This is a genomic window from Micromonospora sp. Llam0, assembly GCF_003751085.1.
Classification (GTDB): domain Bacteria; phylum Actinomycetota; class Actinomycetes; order Mycobacteriales; family Micromonosporaceae; genus Micromonospora_E.
In genome coordinates this window covers 2282095-2301134 of sequence record NZ_RJJY01000002.1, presented here as the reverse complement: position 1 = coordinate 2301134, position 19040 = coordinate 2282095, and the positions used below count along the sequence as shown (strand labels likewise).

Genomic DNA, 19040 nt, shown 5'->3' with positions numbered 1-19040 from the left:
CAATCCCATGAATCCGCCAACCATCCCCTCGCCCCCCGGCGTCACGCCGCCGCCGTCACCGGTGCCACCGGACCTACCGGCCCCGTCGCAATGGCTCCTCGACACCACCAGCGCGGCCGTCACCTGGTGCGCGCAGCGGCCGTGGCTGCTCGGCGTCGCCGCCGTCGTCCTGGCCGCTGCCCTCGCAGCCCGGGTGGCCCACGCACGGTGGCGGCAGCAGATGATGGCCCGCCACGCCACGTGCCTGATCATCACCCCGCCGCCGGAGGTCGATCCGTCCGGCACCGCCGCGTTCTGGGCGACCATGGCCGAGATCCTGCACGTCGGCTGGCGTCGCCGGCTGCGCGACGGCCGCGCTCACATCGCCGTCGAGTACCGGTGGACCGGCCGCCAACTATCCATCACGGTGTGGGTGCCCGGCACACTGCAGACCGGCCCCATCCAGGCGGCAGTACGAGGGGCGTGGCCCGGCGCCGCGTGCACCGTGGTCGACGCGGCCCCGCCGGTGCCGGCCGACGCGGTGACCGTCGGCGGCGCGCTGGCGCCGATCCTGCCGGCCTGGTTCCCGCTGGAGACTGACCACGACGCCGACCCGATGCGGACCCTGATCGCCGCCGCGTCCGGACTGCACGCGGCCGAGTCCGCGTGCGTACAGGTCCTGGCACGGCCCGCCACCGCGCGGCAGGTCCGCCGGCTGCGCCGTGGCGTGCAGGCGCTGCGGACCGGCAGGCCGCCGCGCGCCTTGCTCGACCCGGCCACCTGGCTGCGGCTCGCCCTCGACCTGGTGATGGAACTGTTCGGCCCCACCCGCCGCGCCACCTACCAGCCGGGCCGCAGCGCGGTGCTGCCCGGCGCCGACCCGCAGCGTGAGCGCGACGGCCGCGCCGGCGTCGACAAGCTCGCCGGCATCCAGTGGGAGGTGGCAATCCGCTACGCGGTCGCGCACAGCAATCCCCGCGACAGCAAGCCCGAGGACCTGAAACCTCGGCTGGTCACCCTCGCCCACACGATAGCGTCCGCGTTCGGGATGTGGACCGGCCGTAACCGGCTGCGTCGCCTCCGGATCACCCGCCCCGCGCAGGTGCTGGACGCCCGAGTGTTCCGCCGGGGCTTCCTGCTCAACACCGACGAACTGGCCAGCATCGCCGCGCTGCCGCAGGACATCGCGGTGCCCGGTCTGGACCGCGCCAGAGCCAAGCCGATGCCGGCCCCGGTGGCCGTGCCGTTCGGCGGCCGAGGTACGAAGGTGCTCGGCCGGGCGGAGATCGGCGGGCACAGCGTCGCGTTGAAGGTGCCCGACGCCCGGCAGCACCTGCACGTACTCGGCTCCACCGGCAGTGGGAAGAGCACTCTGCTGCTCAACATGATCCTCGACGACATCCACGCCCGGCGCGGCACGATCGTCATCGACCCCAAAGGCGACCTCATCATCGACCTGCTCGACCGGATCCCGGCGAAGCTGGCCAACCGGCTCGTCCTCATCGACCCCGACCAGCCCGCCGGCGTCACTCTCAACCCCCTCGCTGGCACCGACCACGACCTGCTCGTCGACAACGTCGTCTCCATCTTCGGCAAGATCTTCGCCAAGCACTGGGGCCCACGCATGGACGACGTGCTGCGGGTCGCGTGCCTGACCCTGCTACGCAAGTCGAACGCGACGCTGACGCTGATCCCGTCACTGCTGCAAGACCGCAAATTCCGGTACAACTTCACCGCCGACCTCGACGATCCCGAAGGCCTGCGAGGGTTCTGGGAGTGGTACGAGACGGCGCCGGTCATGCTGCGGTCCCAGGTCATCGCGCCGCTACTGTCGCGGCTGCGCTCGGTGCTGCTGCGGGACTTCCCACGCCGCACCTTCGGCGCCCCGAGAAGCTCGTTCGACATGCGCCGGGTCCTCGACGGCGGCATCCTGCTCGCCCGGCTACCCAAAGGGCAGATCGGAGAGGAAACCGCCCGGCTGATGGGCTCGTTCGTCCTCGCCTCCGCCTGGCAGGCCGCCACCGGCCGCGTCCGGCTGCCCGAGCCCCAACGCCGCGACACCGTCTGCTACATCGACGAAGCACACAACTTCCTGACCCTGCCCGGCTCCATCGGCGACATGCTCGCCGAAGCCCGCGGCTACCACTTCGGCATGGTCCTCGCACACCAGAACCTCGCCCAGATGCCGCGCGACACCCAACTCGCCATCAGCGCCAACGCCCGCAGCAAAATCTTCTTCTCGTGCGCGCCGGAGGACGCGCACCAACTCGCCCGGCACACCCGGCCCGAACTCGACGAGCACGACCTCAGCCACATGGACGCCTACCGGGCCGCGTGCCGCCTCGTCGTCGACGGTCGCGAAACCGCAGCATTCACGCTACACACCAACCCGCCCAGGCCACTGGCCGGCGAGGCGACCGCGGTCCGGCAGGCCGCCGCCGCAGCCGTCACCATCAAGAGCGGCAAGCAGGCGGCAATCGCCCAGCTCGCTGGCGTCGACAACGACCCAACAGCGCACGGACCAAGCCCAACAGACCCATCGAACGACCCAACAGACAACGAAAGAAACACACCGTAACCCAACAGGTGCGGCACCTCTCGCCCGGTGAGTACCGGCGCCCCGGCCACCTCGAACCATCCGGCTGAGCCGCACGCCCGGTCCGCGCAGCCGACAACCACCAACCCGGCGTCCCCGCCGACGGCATCGCCGTGCACACCAGACACCTGCGGTCCGCGCCAGCGGCCCGAGCCTTCCACATGCCCCAGGCGATGCCACCAGCCACTGACCGAAGGCGCACCCCGAGCCGGACATCGACCAGCACCGGCGGACGGCCAGCGCGGGATCACATCCGGCCTCAGCCCGGCCACCGAGCCAGACCGCAGCCCGGCCCGGCCTCAGCCCCGCACTGCCGGGGCCAGGCCGGGCCCACCCACCCAACACCCCAGCTAGGAGGCACCATGCCCGCCGCCGACGACGCCCGACAATTCCCCCAGGGGAACTCTCTACCGGGGAGCCGGCAACTAGTCGTGCTCCGCACGAACTCAGCCGCCCGCACCATCGGCCCCGCTCATACCCTCATCGACATCTCCCACCGACTGCGGCCCCGCGACTACGCGATCGCCTCCCTCCTGCACGAACACACCACCCTGACCACCGACCAGCTCACCGCGATCCTCTTCACCAACCCGACCACCTGCCGCCACCGCCTACACGCCCTTCGCAAACTCGCCTTCGTTGACCGGTTCGTCCGCACCCGCCCCGGCGCACCCAACCCGGTCTGCTGGGTACCCGGACTTTTCTCGGCCCGCTACATGGCCCTCGCCACCGACGAGACTCCACCAACCGCGAAGGCCCTGCGGGAACGCCAAGACCGCATCTACGCCACCCCGATGCTGGAACACTTGCTCGCCGCGAACCAGTTCTTCGTCGACCTGCTCGCCCACGCCCGTCGCCACCCCGGCACCGGCCTGGTCCGCTGGTGGGGCGAACGCAGCACCGCCGCGGCATTCGGACGCCGCATCCACCCCGACGGCCACGGCGTCTGGGTCGACGGGCAGACCAGCACCGGCTTCCACCTCGAACTGGACCGGGGAACCGAACCGCTGCGGCGCCTGACCGAACGCCTGGCCTCGCACCGGCGGCTACACGCCGAAGGCGGACCCACCTACCCGGTACTGTTCGTGCTGCCCAACCGCGCCCGCGAGCAGAACCTGCATCGCAAGCTCGCGGAACGGCCCGAGCCCAGCCTCACCATCGCGACCACCTCACCCGAGGCCGGATCGAACCCGGCCGGACCGGTATGGCGGGTGGCCCGCAACGGCCGCCACCGGCTCACCCTGGCCGAGCTCCCCAGCAGCCACGAACAACCCGGACCGCTCAATCCCGGTCCACCGCAACCCCACGACCATCCACTCCAGCCGATCCTGTGACTCGGCGAATAGACGGCCAATCTGAGCGACAAATGGCCATGGCGTTGCCGCGAGGTGATCGGCCTCCCGAGTCCGCGGAGCAGCCGGCGAAATGCCTCTCTTCTGATCTGGTTGTGGATGGCGCGACTCGCCAGATGTGTGCACCCATCAAGGCAGCCCACGTTCCGTTCCCGAGTCCTCAAAGCGGAGCGTCGTGTGGCGGCATGTCGTCGGCAAACGTGCCATGGGGCGCGCCGCCGGAGGTGTAGCCGCACGACGAACCACCTGCCGTCCGGCATATCCACCACTCGTCGTCAGCCTGGTTGACGCCGCACGCGACGGCACGGCGGGGGATCGCTGGGCGGGCCGCTGCGCCTACCCGCGCGCTCATCGGTCAGATCTGGATGGCCCGATCACCTCGCAGATCCCCTTCCTCCATCGCCGTTCGCACTCAGATCGGCCATCCATCACGCTCTGCTACATGATCATCACTCCTGCTGGCAGCCTCTTTCGGTCACGGCCCACCCGCCGCGCCGCGCTCCGCCCTGCGCCGACCCCAGGCCCTCAACCCCACACCGCCACTGTCCGTCGGATGAGGACTTGGGGTCGCAGCAGCCGTATGAACCTGCAGGAAGCCATCCCCGGCGGCCCGGACAGACAGACTCCACCGAAGCAATCCGCTACGGCTACCCAGCGCTCCGAACAGGCGCGGAGACGCTGGCGGTTCGCCCAACAGCTCATCGTCTTACCCAACAGTGCACGCGCGCTCAGCAGACTCGCCGGGCTCATCACCCAACACCGCAGGTCAGAGCCATGAACGTCATGATCGGCCGTCGGAGCTGCTGTTGGGCCGCCGGGCTACGGTGAAGCCTCAATTTTATTGAACCCCCATGCATCACCCGCCGGGCGCAGTCGCCCACGACCGCGGTCGCAACCGCCCACCCGCTTCGGCCGGTCGGCCTGCCCCCGCCCGTCGGCACCCCGCCCACCCGCACCACCGTGCACCACTTCCGGCCCCGCGCCGCGCCCGCCGCAGCCTGCGGTCATGCCCGCGCCGGCCGCGACCGGCCTTCCGGTCGCCTTCTCACCCACGCCCTCGCGCGGAGGCCAACCTCGCGCGCCCTATGACTCAACGTCGGAGACAACCATGCCCAAGACCTTCGTGGTCGTTGTGTGCCTGTCCAAGGACACGCCCACCGACCAACTGGCCACCACCGCCGCCGCCCGACTCGCGTCGACCCCCTGGACCAGCGCCGGCCCCGCCGGACACTTCCCGATCACCACCCGCTGGCGCCGCGGAAGCCTCGTGCGGCCCTGGCACGACACCGCCGCAGGCGGCCCGCTGCACCTACTCGACCTCGACACCATGCGTACCACCGCCCGCGACGCCTACTGGCACCGCTGGAACATTTGGCAGCACGTCGTCGCCGGCACCCGGCCCGCCCAACCGTACTGGCACTTCGTCGACCGGCACCGCGGCGAACCGCACAAGTACAGCCTCGCCAAGGCCCGGCAGCACTACCTGGCCCAGCCCAGGATCGCCGCGATGCGCACCTACAACGCCCTACCCAACAAAGTCACGGCGCTGCCGACCAACCAGCTCGAAGCGTTCCAGGCCGGCGCACACGCCTACGCCCATCTCGGGCTGCTCACCGCTGTCCCGAGTGACGGCGTCATCACCCTCGACGGCCGCCACCTGGCGGCCACTGCCGATCGGCTCGCCGACCGCCTGTCCTACCTCGAATCCGCACAACACCACCTGAACACCCTCAGCCCTCGCGACCACCTCGTGGCAGTCGCCACCTCATAAACCTCGATACGGAGAAGGCGAACCGTGACCCGGCTCGCCCTCTCCGATTACCCGCCTGCGGCCACGCGGCAGGTCTGAACACGTTCCCTCGCCGTGCCGTACGGGCCGCCACCGAACGCCAGCCGTTCCGGCGGCGACCCGCAGCCATCGTGGAAGGGAAGCGCGTCATGCCCATCCGCTCACGGATCCGCCGCCTCAGCAAAGGCCTGACATGGCGATCCACCTGACGGTCCACACGGTCATCGACATCATCGGGTCCCTTCGTCCACGCCTGGCGCCGGCGCAGCAGCCGACCCGTCGTCATGCGGCGGGAGTTCGTCACCATCGTCCGCTACTGCGGGGGATTCGCCATCGACGGACACGGCTCCTTCCCCGTTCACGGCGACTTCGCCGGCCGCCGCCCGAGCCAACTCCCGCCGTACCTTCGGCGGGGACGCCGCGCCCTCGCCGACCGGCGTCGCCGCCACGTCACCAGGCTGTTCGACGCGTTGGGCGACACCCCGCAGACCGTCGGCCCGGCTGGCGCCCACGGTCTTGTCAAGGCGTTGGACACGCGGCTCCCTCAGCAAACCCGGCCATCCCGCACCCGCAAGGCGGACCAGCTTGTCGGTCCGCCTCTTTCGTGTCCGCCCCTGCTCGGGAAGGAAGCCCGCCCATGTCCCTCACGTCGTATCTGCGCGCGGCTGTTCGTCGCCCGTCACTACTTGCCACCGGCCTCGCGCAAGCCGCCGTCCTTGCGCTGATCTTTACCGCCCGGCCGTACGCGGCGGCGTTCGCCGGCCTGTTCGGCATCGCCTGGCTGGCGTTCCTCATCGCCATGGCCGACGTCCGCATGATCCGTGCCCGCACGCAGCGGGACACGGCCACCGGCCGCATCGCCGAGCTGGAAGCCGAAGTGGTCGAGGCCAACACCGACCCCGTCACCGGGCTACCCGTGCGGCGGGTCGCCGAGCAACACCTCGCCGCCCGCGCCGGCGTGGAGTTGACCGTGGCGGTCGTTGACGTCGACGGCATGCACGACATCAACAACAGCCATGACCATCAGTTCGGGGACGCCTACCTCGCCGGTGTCGCCGACCGCCTGCTCGCGGTCACCATCGACGGCGACGTCGCGGCCCGGCTCGGCGGTGACGAGTTCGTCCTCATCTCCGCCCGCGCCCCGCAGCAACTCGCCGACGCCCTCGCCGCAGCCGTTCGGGAACCCGTCACGATCGACGGCACACCGGTTCCGCTGCGGCTCAGCATCGGTATCTGCCGTGCCACCGGCGGCGACGTGCGCGGCGGCCTCGGCCGCGCGGACCGCGCGATGTACACCGCCAAGCGGCACCGCAGCGGCATCGCGCACTACGACCCCGACCGCGACGGCGTGCCGCAGCAGCCGGGCGTGCGCCCGGCCATCCGGCACCGCGACCGCCGCACCGCCCGGCCCACCACCGACAACTCCTGACCCGCCACAGCGCCGGTCTCCGGTGTGGCCGAGACCCGTCTACCACCCCGAAACCGCAGCCAAACCATGAGGGAGGCGAACACTGTGGGCGCCGACATGACCCTACGCAGCCTGTACCTGCCCACCCGGCACACCATCAACCGCACCGCCGCCACCGACACGATCCGCCGACTGTGCCGCCAGGCAACCGCCGACGACCTGCGCGTCCTGATCGATCACGGGTGGGTCGCCGACGAGGTGCACTCCTCCGCGGACACCTGGACCGACGAGGCACTGTCTGCCCGTGCCGCGCCCCTGCGCCTGGCCGCCGAAACCGAACTGCTCCACCTGTTCGACCGGTTCGCTCGCTCGTTGGGACACCGCGATGTCATCCGGTACCGCTTCGACAACGGCGACGAGGGTATCGACGCTTACCAGACCGGTGGGCTCAGCTCGGGCGACGACCCCACCGACGCCCACAGCGCCTGGGACATCGTCTTCGACACCGGACGGCTGCCGGATACCTGGACCGACCAGATCAGGGCCGCCGCAGGGCTACTGCACCCGTGGGGCACCGGCCCGGCCGTCACCACCGTCACCTTCCGCGCCTGGGCCTGACCAGGCATCCACCCAAGGGAGCACCAATGAGCAGGATCGTCCGTGAGATTGACCGCGGCACCCGCACCGTCGACGGCGTTCAGGCGCAGATCACGGAGGTCGTCTGGGCCGACGAGGGACGCAACTTCGAGGTCCACCGCACCGACATCGGCGACGACCTCACCGAGAACGGCTGCTTCGACACCTTGCCCACCGACGCCCAAATCACCGCGTTGCTGCGCGCCGGCCGAAACCTGTGGTCGTGCCCCGGCTGCGGCACCAGCATCGACGCCAGTCACTCCGACCTGATCGTCGACCACGTGCGCGACTGCGACCTGGTCAACGGGGCGGGCCAGCCGCTGCGGGGCAGCCGATGAGCGGCCTAGCCGCCCCCCAGGACGTCGTCGCCGCGTTGTACCGGGTGGCCGACGACACCATGCTGCCCTGGCTCGACGAGCTGATGATCACCGCCGGGCTCCTGCGCCGTTGCGCCTGCGGCTCCACGGCGCCGGCCGACGAACGCTGCGACCATTGCGGTCTCACCGACGAGCCGGACGTCCTCAGCTACTTCGAGGTCTACCGCTGCGAACCGGAGGCCACCTTCACCGTCCCCGCACTGGCCAAAGGCGACCCGCCGCTGCAGGTCCGCATCGCCGCCGCCGGCGGTGGCACCATCGGACGCGCGTACGCGAACAACGACTGGATCTACGACGTCGTCCTCGCCGACACGCTGGTGTGCTCCGGCGCGGACCTGCACTCCGGTGGCGTCCCGCATACCCATGCGCAGATGGCCGCCGTCCTCGCCGAACACCTCGCCAATACCAGCCAGCCGTTGTTGCACGCCCACCGGGAGCGGCTCGCACTCTGGGCCAGCCAGGCATTGGCTCGTGGAGGTCGCCGTGGATGAGGTTGTGACCGATGACCGGCTCCCCGGCTGGAGAGCCCGGCTGATCCATGACGACTCGGCGCACGAGCCGGACGGCGACGCGCTTGCCCCCGCGCTCCTGGTCGCCCGACGCGGCCAGCCGCACCTGGCCACAGGTGTCTACGTGCCGGCGCACGGCGTGCGGATCGTGGCCGCGTTCGACCGCCTCGGCGACCGCGACCGGTTCGAGCGCTACCTGCGTATCCACCACGGCACGACGTCCCTCACCGCCGTGAGCACACCGGGCCTGGACGTGCTGATCTTCGACACCACGGACTTCCGCGCGCTCGTCGGCATGACCGTGCCGGCCGACCTCACCGCAGAACGCACCGAATGGCAGGCGTGGCTGGACGGCGACGTCTACGGCGTCTGCGTCGAACGCCACCACACCGGCGTCACGACCTGGGACGACAACACCACCACCGCCGTGTCGCAGTGGCGCGTGGTCGAGGACGTGTGGGGACTGTTCGGCCACACATCCGCCACGGACTACGCCCGCGACCTCCTACGCGAGTGCGCCGCAGGCTGACCCGGCACTGGCTCCTACTTGCCGTCGTACCCGTCGGGTCGGCGGCTGTTTCGTAGCCGCTCCCGGCAGCGGCCCAGGCGCCGCACCTGCCCCGCCACCTTCCGGAAGGCACGAATCGACCTCAATGACCCGCGCTGGCTGCAGGCCCTCGCCGAAGCGTTGCGCCGCCGCGGCCACGATGCCGTCGTCGACCACACCGGCGGCAACACGGCCGCCCTGTACGCGGGTCGCCAGATCATCAACCAGCACGGCGATCCACAATGGGCCCTCCTGCGCCGGGACCTGGCTGGTTCGAACGGCCGGGCCGCCGTATGCCCGTCGCCGGCAGACCGACGAGTCCGCGCACGGTTCTACCCACAGGGTGATGGTGTAACGGCCATCGACCCTTCACCCGTTGGCCATCGCTTCGCGCATCCATCGCCGTGGACGTGGTCTTCCATCCCCCGACCTCGTCGACGTCTCGGCCCTTGACGGGACCTGCCCCCGCTGCCGGTCCATTTGGCGCCACCGGTAGCCGGCTGGCGCTCTAGGCGGATACCCGGACACCCGAGGTCCACCGCCGTCCTCAACCCGTTTCCACCGGCCGTCGCCCGGCCTGCAACCCGCGCTCCTCGGCGCACTCCGGGCACGGCCTATCGCCGTGCCCGGACTCCGCACTATCCATGAAGGAGTCTGGCTATGATCCCGCTGTTCGCTTCCCAAAGCGCCGTCACCCGGCCCGCTGACCTGCGCCTTGGGCAGGCCGTGCACGTCAACGCCCGCGCGGCGTGGCTGCCGGCCATCGTCACATCGGTCACGCACACCCGCGTCGGTGTCGCCTACGGCGCTCCGCTTCAGGCCGGTGGCCAGTTGGCCGACGCGGTCGCGCCGTGGGTGGTCCGCCCCGCAGACGGGGTCCGCCTGCACCCGGTGCACGAGGTGCGCGTCGGCGATGACGTGGTCGCCTTCGACGGCACAACGCTCACGGTCGCCGGGGCGTGGCAGGGCCGCGACCGCTGGTGGGTGATCGACTACACCACCGGCGGGCGGGCCATCGTGCCTCCAGGTGCGATCCTGCGGCTGGCCGACCCAACACCGCAGGTCACCGTCAACGGCGTCCCTCTGTGACGCACCCGAACCCCGCACCCACCGGCATCGCCGCCACGTCGGCGCAGAACGCCGCCGACGTCGATGCTCCGGCCGGCCCGCGAACCCTCATGGGCGCGACCGGCGCCACTCCTGCACCCCAGAGTCCCGGCCTACCGCCGGACCATTCCACTCGAAAGGCAATGCCATGAGCAACACCACGCAGCAGCGTGCCCTGACCCTCGGCCGCCCCACCGCGCAGCTCGCCATCACCGCGTACCCACACCCGCAGCCGCTCGCGGCGCTCGCCGGGGCGCCCGGCCAGGCGGTCATCGTCCTGCACGCCGACCGCCGCGACAACGCCGTCGTCCTGGCCCAGCCGGCCGAGGCGGGCACGGTCCACGTCCTGATCGACGGACAAGCCCGCAGCGTGAGCGCCGACATCCCCGCCGTGCCGGTCACCGACTCGTCCACCGCGCTGGCTTTGGCGCGGCAGGCCGTGGAATGGGCGCTGGCCGCCCGGCACAGCGCCGTCGACCGCGCCCGGGGCCTGGCCGAGCGTCTCGACGAGCAGCGGCAGCGGCACGTCGGCCAGGTCGCCGAGATCCGCGCCTACGCCATCGACCGGCACCGCGACGGCGACATCTGCCGCGACGGGCTCGACAAGTTCCTCGACCACTTCGGACTGGATCCCTACGAGCCGCGCCACCGGGTCCAGTTCACCATCAGCGGCAGCTTCGCCGTCACACCCGAGAACGGCCGCGACACCGACGGCACCGGGTACGACGTCCGTGAGTACCTGCGCCTGGACACCGACCAGGTCGACGGTGTCGACGAGGACAGCGTCACTTTCGACGTGATGATCGACGAGGTGGAGACCGGCGGCGAATGACGACCAGCGATCAGGACTCTGGCATCCAACCGTCCCTGCCATCGAGCGCGAGCCGCCGCCATGCGATGGGCGGGCGCGCCGCGGTCACCATCACCGAGCAGACGGGTGCTACCCGCGCGTTCGTCGCCCTCGGGGCCAGCCCGCGGTACCTGATCCCGCTCGCCGCATCCACGCCTCGACACCGGTGACCGCCCTCGGCGCGAACCTTGCCGCCCACTTGGTCCCGGCGACGTTCGACGTGCCCCACCCGGCGATCCAGGTGGCCGGTGTCTGGGTCTTCGCCTACGTCGACCGGCACGGCACGGATCTCGGCCTACTTCGACGAGACGCAACCCCTGGCTGCTGCGCCGCGACCGCACCGCTTCGATACAGGTCGCCGCCGTCCAAGACACCCTCGTGTTCGAGGGCTAACCCGGGGCTAACCCCGCAACCGCGCGCCGACGTTGCCGCCGGCCGGCACGTCCACACCGTTTCTCCCGGCCATGCCCGGCCACCGCTTTCTCGCCGGTCATGGCCGCCTCGGTCATGGCCGGCGACTCCACCGAACAGGAGTCCCTCACGACCGACAGCCCGTTCACCTACATCAGGATCGCCGAGGGCGGCAGCAGTCACGAACACCATGCCCGGCTGCGCACCGGCACCGTCGCCGAGCTGTTGCGCCGCGCGGTCGGCGGATGGCTGGAATCAACTCCGATCAGTACTCCCGGCCTCTCCGTGTGGTGTGACGAGGACGGACCCGCTACGGGCCGCGCCCCCAATCCCGTCGCCGGCCTGCTCGTCGCGCGTCTCGGCGGCGGCCGGCTGCCGCTGGTCGGACCGGTCGTCGTCACCGGCCGCCGGGCCGACACCCCCGTCAGTCTCACCGCCGCGCAGGTCGACGCCGTGCTGGCCGCTCTCGCTCACTGCCGCTGACCCCGGGACCGGCGGACTCGGGCCGCCGGCCCACCCATCGCCATTCGAAGGAGGAACCACCTGTGGTCGAACCCCGCAACCTACGTCTCTCCAGCCCCGACGACCTCATCGCCGCGGTGCCCTACATCATCGGCTTCACCCCGACCAACAGCCTGCTCTGCATCCTCGTGGACGACCAGCGGATCATGCTCGCGGCCCGGCTCGACCTGCCCGACCCGTCCGAGGCCCACACGCTCGCGGCACCAGCCGCGCAGACCGCCACGATGCTCTCCCGGTACGGGTCGACGGCGTTCCTCATCGGCTACGGCCGGGCCGACCGCGTCGCACCCGCCGCCGATCTGCTCACCACCGCCCTGCGCGCCGCCGACGTTGACGTGTGCGAGGTGCTGCGCGTCGATGACGACCGCTACTGGTGCCTGTGCGGCGACGCCGACTGCGCCGACGGCGTCGCCTACAACCCCTCCGGCACCGTCGTCCCGGCGCAGGCCACCTACCTCGGTATCGCGCCGCTGCCGGACCGCGCCGCGCTGGAGCAGCTGATCGCGCCGGTCACCGGACCGGAGCGCGAGCGGATGCGTTTCGCGACCGGCGCGGCGCTGCGCCGGCTCACCGCACTGCGCGACGACCCCATCCGCGTCGCGGGCACCGAACCGCCGCCTGTCCCACCAGAACACCTCGTACAGGCCGGCATCACGGTGGTGCGGCAGGCACACGACGCCGCCGCCCGCGGCGACACCTTGTCCGACGACGACACGGCGTGGCTTACCGCTGTGCTGCTGATCACCGAGGTCCGCGACTACGCATGGACAACCTGTGACGGCAGCGACGTACAGCGACAGCTGTGGATCGACGTCACCCGACGAGCCATGCCGCAGATGAGCGCCGCCCCGGCCTGCCTACTCTCGATCACCGCCTACCTCGCTGGTGACGGCGCCATGGCGAACATCGCCGTGGACCGCGCACTGCACGCGCACCCGGACTACCGGCTCGCCCACCTGCTCCGCGACGCCCTCCAGTCCGCAATCCCGCCGCACCTGTTGACCACCACCAACTGATACGCCCCGCTCCACTCGGTGCCCGCGCAGGGGTGCCCATCGGTACTTGCCGCGACCCCGCGCGAACGCGGGTTCGCGCACCGCTTCAGGTGAGGGCAGCCGGTGGCACCCGGCTGCCCTCGACACCTCCCAACCCTGGGATTGGAGGTGTGGGCACCAGTGTCCACCCCCGCACAGATCATCGCGCTCCTGGCGGCCATGACGGTCACCGCCGGCATCACCCACCACCTGACCCGACGGCGTACCACCGCCCGCCACCGCGCGGCCATCACCGCCGCCGTGCACGCCGCCCATCGCGACGACCTGACCGGCCTCGGTAACCGCGCCGGCTTCCACGCCGCGCTGGCCGCCACCAGACGGCAGATCACGGTGATCCTGATCAACCTCGACGGCACACGGACGTTCGTCGGACGCTTCGGCGACCGGGCGCTCGACCAACTGCTCGTCCTGACCGCCGGTCGCCTCCAGCACCCCGCCTCCGCCGCCCGCGGGCGGATGTTCCGGCTGCGACGCGACGAGTTCGCCGTCCTGCTCGACGACCCCGCCGACGCTGGCCGCCACGCCACAGGGCTGGTCGCCGCCGTCGCCGAGCCGACCGACATCCAGCTCACCGGGCGCCCCATCACCGTCACCGTCACCGCCTGCGCTGGTATCGCCCCCTTCTCCCCGCACGCCGACCGCGATCGGCGGCTCGCGCTCGGGCGCGCCGATCGCGTCCTGCGCGTGGCGAAGCGGGCCGGCCGTAGGCGCACCGCGGTCTTCGACCCCGCGACGATGCGCGGCCTCGACACCGCACCCGTCTCGCGCGCCGACGGCGGGGATGTCCGATGAAGACCCGACGGGTGGGCACCCGCCGAGCAGGAGCACACCGGGCGGCGGCATCCGGCAGGGACGTGTATGGGCTGATCGACTGGGACGACACGCCGATCCTGAGCGGCAGCGTTGACGCGGTCACGCGGGAAGCGATCCGGATCTTCGCCAGCACCCTCACCGCTGGGGCAGCCACGCCGAGGACGACCCTGGCTTCACCGACGGGCATCCGCCGCCCGACCCAACGGCCCGATCACGGCCATCGACGGCTGGCTGGCACTGCCGCGCCAAGCGACGGCCATCCCGTGGTTCGCCATCCTCGGCGACGAGGTGGTGATCGCCCGATGACCGAACCGCACCACGGCCGCCTCGCCGCGATGCTGCTACCGCCGGTCACCGATCAACCCGTGCACCTCGGTCACCTACCTATCGGCGCCCGCCTGGTCACCGTCTGGGCGGACCAGCCGGCGGGTCGGCTGACCAAAGTCTTGCTGGCCGACCCCCGCCGGACGCCGGACGCGCATGCGGCGACGCCACCCTGCACAGCGACACCCTCACAATCGCCCTTCTCTCGCCCGGCCGACACCTGTCGAAGTCCACGGTCCGGCGCAAGTCTCATACCCCTCGGTACGGAGCCAAGCCAACGCTTCTTCAGACGATCGGGAGGGTCGTCTGCCTACCAGCGGACCGGAAGTACGCCCGCCGCTCTATTCATCGACCGGAACCGGGGCTGGCGTTGGACTGTTGCTCGTCGGGCTGATCTGCATTCCTGGCTGCGGCTTCGAGGTAGCGGGAGTAGTCGAATCCGTGCCCGGTGAGGATGCCGTGCTCGACGAACCAGCGGCAGTAGCGGATGAGCCCGTCGATCGAGTTGACCCAGTCCAGGTCGCCGTTGGCGTCGGCGATGCGGGACCAGGTTGGATCGGTGGTTCGGCCGATCCAGTGCAACGCGAACAGCGCACCCTGCCGAACCTGAACGCGGAGCTGGTCGGTGGCGGGCTCGGTCGTGCCCACCATGTACATGATCCGCTCAGCGAAGCCGCGGCTCCAACTGTCGATCTCTTGGAACGGCACGCGCGACCGCAACAACATTGCGTCCAGCTCGACATCGGACGGAGGTATTGACCTCATCGTAGCCTTTCGTATCCGAGGGAGTTACCTGTCGGCGCGGTGATTCAGCTTCCGCGGCGTCGTTTCACGGGCAGCGTGATGACGCTACCGGACTGGGCTTCGTGGGTAAGTTCGGTTATCAGTGCGCCGAGGGTGCGTACTCGTTCCTGGAGGACTGTCACGTGATGTTCGAGTTCGCAGTCCGGCGTCGACTATGGGCCAGTTGCTGCTGCAGAACCTGCACGTCCGGTGCCACAGGTCCGGTGCTGGACTTGAAGCTCGGCGACGAGATCGGCGTGACGCTCGTAGAACCGCTGCCCAGAGATGCCGGCCTCGGTGGCGAGCGCGGCGACGGTGTGCTTGCCGTTACTGCACTGCGCTGCCGGCAAGCAGCTCAAGGCGATGGCAGGAGGCGCCCGCTCATGACGATCAGCGGCCCGCAGCCCATCCGCACGGCCGATATTGCGGACGCCTAACCGGCATACGTCGCGCTGCCCGGCGCGCCCACGAATGCGCTGCTGGACCTGGCTCGGCGGGCGGGAATCGCCGTGATGGATGGACCACGAGCACATCGAGATCGAGCCAGCGACACCGAATGGGAAGACATGGCCGCCAACCTGGACGGCTACGACGAACACTGTTCCAACATCGTCGACCTCAACGAGTCGTTCCTGGGCCAAGTCTTCGCCGAGGCAGGAGTGCCCCGCTAGGCCTCGCCAGCGACGACATCTCCTTACCCCACCCGGCCGGGTAACTCGTTGGCGCTGCCGGCACCCGCCACGTCGCCGGTCTCGGCACCCGCCGCTGACGCTGACTCCTTGCACGGTCAGCAGTCCGTGGTGTGGCCCGAAGCCGTCCGGCGATGTGCTGATGTCCCACGCCGACCGGGTCGGCGATCTGCCCCAACTGGGGCTGGTGACCGCCAGCCCAGCAGCCCAAACCGTTTGACCCTTCCGGAACCTCGCCGGCCACGTGCCGCCCCCGGGGGAGTCTCCCGGGGGCAGTGCGCCGGCCCGGCGAGGTGACCCGGCCAACGCAGAAAGGATGCGGGGCCCATGTTCGAGCCGTCCGCACAGATCGACTCCCTTCTTACCGCCGTTTCTCTGCGGCAGTCCGCCTCCGCGGGGATGCGGGCGATGATGCAACGGCAGGCCGAGTTCCCGACCCCGTTGGTGGCGCGGCTCACCGGGATCGCCCTCGACCCGAACGGCCGCGATGTCGCCGACCAGCTTATGGACGCCTACTGGTCGGACGAGCCGCGCCAGGACAGCATCCTGGACACCAGCGGCACCGACCGTGAGGTCATCATCGGTAGCGGATTCCACGCGGCGGTGTACGCCGCGGTCCGCGTGCTCAGCGGTCACCCGAGGCCGCTGGTGCTGGAGCGAAGCGATCGGGTTGGTGGCGCCTTCGCGATGACCACACGCCCAACCTTCTACCTGAATTCCCGTAACCGCGCAGGGAACGCGGGACTGGCCGGCGACCAGCGAGCAAGCCTGAACTACCTGCCCGGGGCACCGATCCAGGCGTCAGCTCTGTCCATGGCGGAGTACCAGACCAACTCCGACATGGCGTTCGTGATCCGGTTGACATTGGCCCAGTTCGCTGACGTGGTGACCAACGCCGAGGTCCTCTCGGTCTCCGGGGACCGATCCGAGGTGGAAATCGACATGGACAGCCGCACCACGCTGCTCGCCGGACTAGTCATCGACGCACGAGGGCTGGGCGATCCAGACGACCACGACATCGCCAATGGCGAAACGATCCTGACCTTCCCGCAGTTCATGCAGCGCATGGCCGGCATGTGGCCGCTGCGCGGTCTACGTCGTGTCGCGATCGTCGGCAGCGGCGACTCCGCCAAGTGCGCCGCCGAGTCCTTTCTCGGCATTGCGCCGCAACCGCTCATGGCCGCCGCGGCGTTGGACAGCGTCGACCAGATCGACTGGTACTCCGACGAACTGCCAACCAGCTGTGACGAGTGGCAACAGGACATTCGCGGCCGATACCAGGCGATCGGCCGCTACCTGCGGCCGGATCGTCTCGGCGCGCGGAGGCTCAGTGTGTTGAGCCGCCGGGCGCGGCCGGTCGGCCTGCCCGGGGCGGCGCTGATCGACGGCCGCCCTGCAGTGGAATCTCGTCACCCGCGAGCACGCCGACGTGACCGGTCGGCTGCTGTGGAAGGAAGACCTCGCCAGCGTCGCCCACCGCTACCCGGTCGACCGGGACGGTGATCGGCCCGGCCCGGACGGGTTCCGTGACCGCGACGTCGACACCTACCGGTTCCGGTCCTACCCCGGCCGGATAGACCCCGAGGTCGTCGCCGTCGCCGCGGCCTCGCTGATCTACCAGTCGTGTGAGCACCCGGGCTGGACGGCCAGCGACGCCTACCGCTGGGTCACCCGGCTGCGGCAGCAGGCGAAGGCTTGCATCCCCGCCTACCTCGCCGCGCACGGACCGGTCGACCCCGCCCGCCAGGCGCCCGGCGAGCACGGCTGGTACATCCTCATCGACCTCCAGGGCAACCGCACCGTCCGGCCGGGCGACGGCTGGTCCGTTCCGAGCCGTGAGGTGTTCACCCGGGCGTCGCAGCTGCGTACCCGCCGACGTCCGGTACCCGGGCCCGGACGCCTGTGACCGACCGGTGAGCGACACCACCCGCGACGGCCGACTTTCACGTCGGCGCTGCCGCGCCGCGGACTGCTCTGCCGCGCACGACGCCACCACCGGTCCGCAGCTCTCTCATGCCGACGGGTTGACCGACCGCCTCGCACGACCCTTCACGGAAGGACTTCGATGAAAGTCATCATCCCGCTGGTCTTCGACTACGACGCCCAGCAGTGGGCACGGACCTTCGACATCGGCGTCGCCGACGCGGCCCGCGACTTCGCGGCCGTGCTGCGCCGCGCGGTCCACGACGGCGCCGTGTCCGCCGCGATCGACGCGCATTGGCCGATGATGCGCGGCCACGTCACCGCTCACACCGTGGACGGGCTCGACGCCGTCACCCGCGACGAGCTGCTGGACCTGCTCCGGCAGGCCCGTGACGCCGATCAGGACGACGCCCTGATCAGCCTGATCAGGCAGTACCTCGCCGACCATCCGCAGGACCTCGACGGCCGCGCGCCCCGGTGGATAGTCCTGCACGCTATGGAGTGGGACGATGGCTACTTCCTCAGCGGCGGTCTCGCGACCGTCTACTTCACTGATGGTGACAGCGTGCCGTACGAGATCGACAGCGACGCCGTGGAGGACCTGCTCACCGACATGTTCGGCGCCCGCGGCGCCGCCGCCGCCCTGGGCGTGGACCTGAGCCGGGAGAGGATGGAGTTCGACGACTACGCGGACAACGTTCCCAGCCTCCTGGGCATACCGCCCCGATCGCCCGACGGTGGCGACAGGGCGGGTGACGACACCGAACGCACCATCGCCGGAGAAAGCGGTGTGCTGGTACCGATCGCGCCGTCGCGGGAAATCGTGACGTACCGACCGGACGCCGCCCGCAGGTGGCTTGCCGAGGGGGTCGCGGACGAGTTCGGCATCGACGAGTCGTTCGCCACCGAGGAGATCACGATCGCGGCCCGCCTCGGCGACCTGCTGCGGTCGCTGGCCGACGATCCGCATCCGCAGGTCTGGCGTCTGCACCCGCCCGCTACCGGCGTGTACCTGTGGCGCACCGCGTACGGCGACGGCATCGACGGCGGCGCACTGCTCACCGCCGACCTGCACATCGGCGTCCACGACGTGAACCTGGCCATCGGGCACATCGCCTTCGACGAGTTTACCGACGACGCCCGCACCAGCGGCATCGACGCCGCGGTGGAAGCCCTCGGCCTCATCGCGCACCGCGTCAACCAGGCTGTCACCAGGATCCTGCAGGCCACAGGCACGCCGCAGGCCGGCCAATCCGCGGCCTGACACCCCACGGCGGCGCCACCATCTCGCAGCCCGCTGCCCCCAGCCGCAGAACCTGGCCCTGAACACGGGCGGCGGGTCTCCGCAGCTACCTCATGTCCTTCGGTCG

18 protein-coding genes are annotated in these 19040 nt (G+C 70.6%); 17 read left to right on the top strand and 1 reads right to left on the bottom strand.

Going from position 1 to position 19040, the window contains the following annotated elements; translation table 11 throughout:
• The first annotated feature begins 7 nt into the window (after positions 1-7).
• The 13 genes from EDC02_RS37755 (at position 8) to EDC02_RS37690 (ending at position 13930) form a co-directional block, all read left to right on the top strand.
• The gene (locus EDC02_RS37755) at positions 8-2557 is read left to right on the top strand and encodes a type IV secretory system conjugative DNA transfer family protein (RefSeq protein ID WP_123606863.1); all 2550 of its coding nucleotides are present in this window, start codon (positions 8-10) and stop codon (positions 2555-2557) included.
• A gap of 380 nt (positions 2558-2937) precedes the next feature.
• Positions 2938-3909 carry a replication-relaxation family protein gene (locus EDC02_RS37750; protein ID WP_158632450.1) on the top strand — a complete coding sequence of 324 codons (972 nt, stop codon included), beginning with the start codon at positions 2938-2940 and terminating at the stop codon, positions 3907-3909.
• Positions 3910-5035: 1126 nt separating this feature from the next.
• Complete coding sequence (locus EDC02_RS37745) at positions 5036-5698, top strand: hypothetical protein (protein ID WP_123606861.1); 663 nt, start codon at positions 5036-5038, stop codon at positions 5696-5698.
• 655 nt (positions 5699-6353) lie between these two features.
• Positions 6354-7145 carry a GGDEF domain-containing protein gene (locus EDC02_RS40625; protein WP_158632449.1) on the top strand — a complete coding sequence of 264 codons (792 nt, stop codon included), beginning with the start codon at positions 6354-6356 and terminating at the stop codon, positions 7143-7145.
• A gap of 84 nt (positions 7146-7229) precedes the next feature.
• On the top strand, positions 7230-7742 hold the full coding sequence (locus tag EDC02_RS37735) for a hypothetical protein (protein WP_148083805.1): 513 nt from the start codon (positions 7230-7232) through the stop codon (positions 7740-7742).
• Positions 7743-7768: 26 nt separating this feature from the next.
• Positions 7769-8098 carry a hypothetical protein gene (locus EDC02_RS37730; RefSeq protein ID WP_123606858.1) on the top strand — a complete coding sequence of 110 codons (330 nt, stop codon included), beginning with the start codon at positions 7769-7771 and terminating at the stop codon, positions 8096-8098.
• The gene (locus tag EDC02_RS37725; protein ID WP_123606857.1) at positions 8095-8628 is read left to right on the top strand and encodes a hypothetical protein; all 534 of its coding nucleotides are present in this window, start codon (positions 8095-8097) and stop codon (positions 8626-8628) included. Before EDC02_RS37730 ends, EDC02_RS37725 begins: the two co-directional genes overlap by 4 nt.
• Positions 8621-9175 carry a hypothetical protein gene (locus EDC02_RS37720; protein ID WP_148083804.1) on the top strand — a complete coding sequence of 185 codons (555 nt, stop codon included), beginning with the start codon at positions 8621-8623 and terminating at the stop codon, positions 9173-9175. Before EDC02_RS37725 ends, EDC02_RS37720 begins: the two co-directional genes overlap by 8 nt.
• Before the next feature lie 678 nt (positions 9176-9853).
• Entirely contained in the window at positions 9854-10282 is a 429-nt protein-coding gene (locus EDC02_RS37715) for a hypothetical protein (protein WP_123606855.1), read from the top strand.
• A 166-nt stretch (positions 10283-10448) separates the two neighbouring features.
• Positions 10449-11132, top strand: a complete 684-nt coding sequence (locus EDC02_RS37710) for a hypothetical protein (protein WP_123606854.1) — start codon at positions 10449-10451, stop codon at positions 11130-11132.
• Positions 11133-11642: 510 nt separating this feature from the next.
• Positions 11643-12044 (top strand): DUF3846 domain-containing protein, encoded by a 402-nt coding sequence (locus EDC02_RS37700; RefSeq protein WP_123606852.1) that lies wholly within the window; start codon positions 11643-11645, stop codon positions 12042-12044.
• Between the two features lie 62 nt (positions 12045-12106).
• Entirely contained in the window at positions 12107-13099 is a 993-nt protein-coding gene (locus tag EDC02_RS37695; RefSeq protein ID WP_158632448.1) for a DUF4192 domain-containing protein, read from the top strand.
• A 159-nt stretch (positions 13100-13258) separates the two neighbouring features.
• On the top strand, positions 13259-13930 hold the full coding sequence (locus EDC02_RS37690; RefSeq protein WP_123606850.1) for a GGDEF domain-containing protein: 672 nt from the start codon (positions 13259-13261) through the stop codon (positions 13928-13930).
• 690 nt (positions 13931-14620) lie between these two features.
• On the opposite strand, the gene EDC02_RS37685 is transcribed toward EDC02_RS37690, so the two are convergent.
• Positions 14621-14926, bottom strand: a complete 306-nt coding sequence (locus EDC02_RS37685) for a hypothetical protein (RefSeq protein ID WP_158632447.1) — start codon at positions 14924-14926, stop codon at positions 14621-14623.
• Between the two features lie 356 nt (positions 14927-15282).
• Here EDC02_RS37685 and EDC02_RS37680 point away from each other — a divergent pair, with 356 nt between their 5' ends.
• From EDC02_RS37680 to EDC02_RS37665, 4 genes are all read left to right on the top strand, one after another.
• Positions 15283-15495 (top strand): hypothetical protein, encoded by a 213-nt coding sequence (locus EDC02_RS37680; protein ID WP_123606848.1) that lies wholly within the window; start codon positions 15283-15285, stop codon positions 15493-15495.
• A gap of 579 nt (positions 15496-16074) precedes the next feature.
• Positions 16075-17250, top strand: a complete 1176-nt coding sequence (locus EDC02_RS37675; protein ID WP_148083802.1) for a hypothetical protein — start codon at positions 16075-16077, stop codon at positions 17248-17250.
• On the top strand, positions 17177-17653 hold the full coding sequence (locus EDC02_RS37670; RefSeq protein WP_123606846.1) for a hypothetical protein: 477 nt from the start codon (positions 17177-17179) through the stop codon (positions 17651-17653). The genes EDC02_RS37675 and EDC02_RS37670 overlap by 74 nt, the downstream gene beginning before the upstream one ends.
• A 159-nt stretch (positions 17654-17812) precedes the next feature.
• Positions 17813-18934: a hypothetical protein gene (locus EDC02_RS37665; protein WP_123606845.1), complete on the top strand. Its 1122-nt coding sequence runs from the start codon at positions 17813-17815 to the stop codon at positions 18932-18934.
• Positions 18935-19040: the final 106 nt, after the last annotated feature.

Coding starts and splice junctions, on each gene's coding strand:
- EDC02_RS37755 (WP_123606863.1), top strand. CDS start 8: ATGAATCCGCCAACCATCCCCTCGCCCCCCGGCGTCACGCCGCCGCCG.
- EDC02_RS37750 (WP_158632450.1), top strand. CDS start 2,938: ATGCCCGCCGCCGACGACGCCCGACAATTCCCCCAGGGGAACTCTCTA.
- EDC02_RS37745 (WP_123606861.1), top strand. CDS start 5,036: ATGCCCAAGACCTTCGTGGTCGTTGTGTGCCTGTCCAAGGACACGCCC.
- EDC02_RS40625 (WP_158632449.1), top strand. CDS start 6,354: ATGTCCCTCACGTCGTATCTGCGCGCGGCTGTTCGTCGCCCGTCACTA.
- EDC02_RS37730 (WP_123606858.1), top strand. CDS start 7,769: ATGAGCAGGATCGTCCGTGAGATTGACCGCGGCACCCGCACCGTCGAC.
- EDC02_RS37725 (WP_123606857.1), top strand. CDS start 8,095: ATGAGCGGCCTAGCCGCCCCCCAGGACGTCGTCGCCGCGTTGTACCGG.
- EDC02_RS37715 (WP_123606855.1), top strand. CDS start 9,854: ATGATCCCGCTGTTCGCTTCCCAAAGCGCCGTCACCCGGCCCGCTGAC.
- EDC02_RS37710 (WP_123606854.1), top strand. CDS start 10,449: ATGAGCAACACCACGCAGCAGCGTGCCCTGACCCTCGGCCGCCCCACC.
- EDC02_RS37700 (WP_123606852.1), top strand. CDS start 11,643: ATGGCCGCCTCGGTCATGGCCGGCGACTCCACCGAACAGGAGTCCCTC.
- EDC02_RS37685 (WP_158632447.1), bottom strand. CDS start 14,926: ATGGTGGGCACGACCGAGCCCGCCACCGACCAGCTCCGCGTTCAGGTT.
- EDC02_RS37675 (WP_148083802.1), top strand. CDS start 16,075: ATGTTCGAGCCGTCCGCACAGATCGACTCCCTTCTTACCGCCGTTTCT.
- EDC02_RS37665 (WP_123606845.1), top strand. CDS start 17,813: ATGAAAGTCATCATCCCGCTGGTCTTCGACTACGACGCCCAGCAGTGG.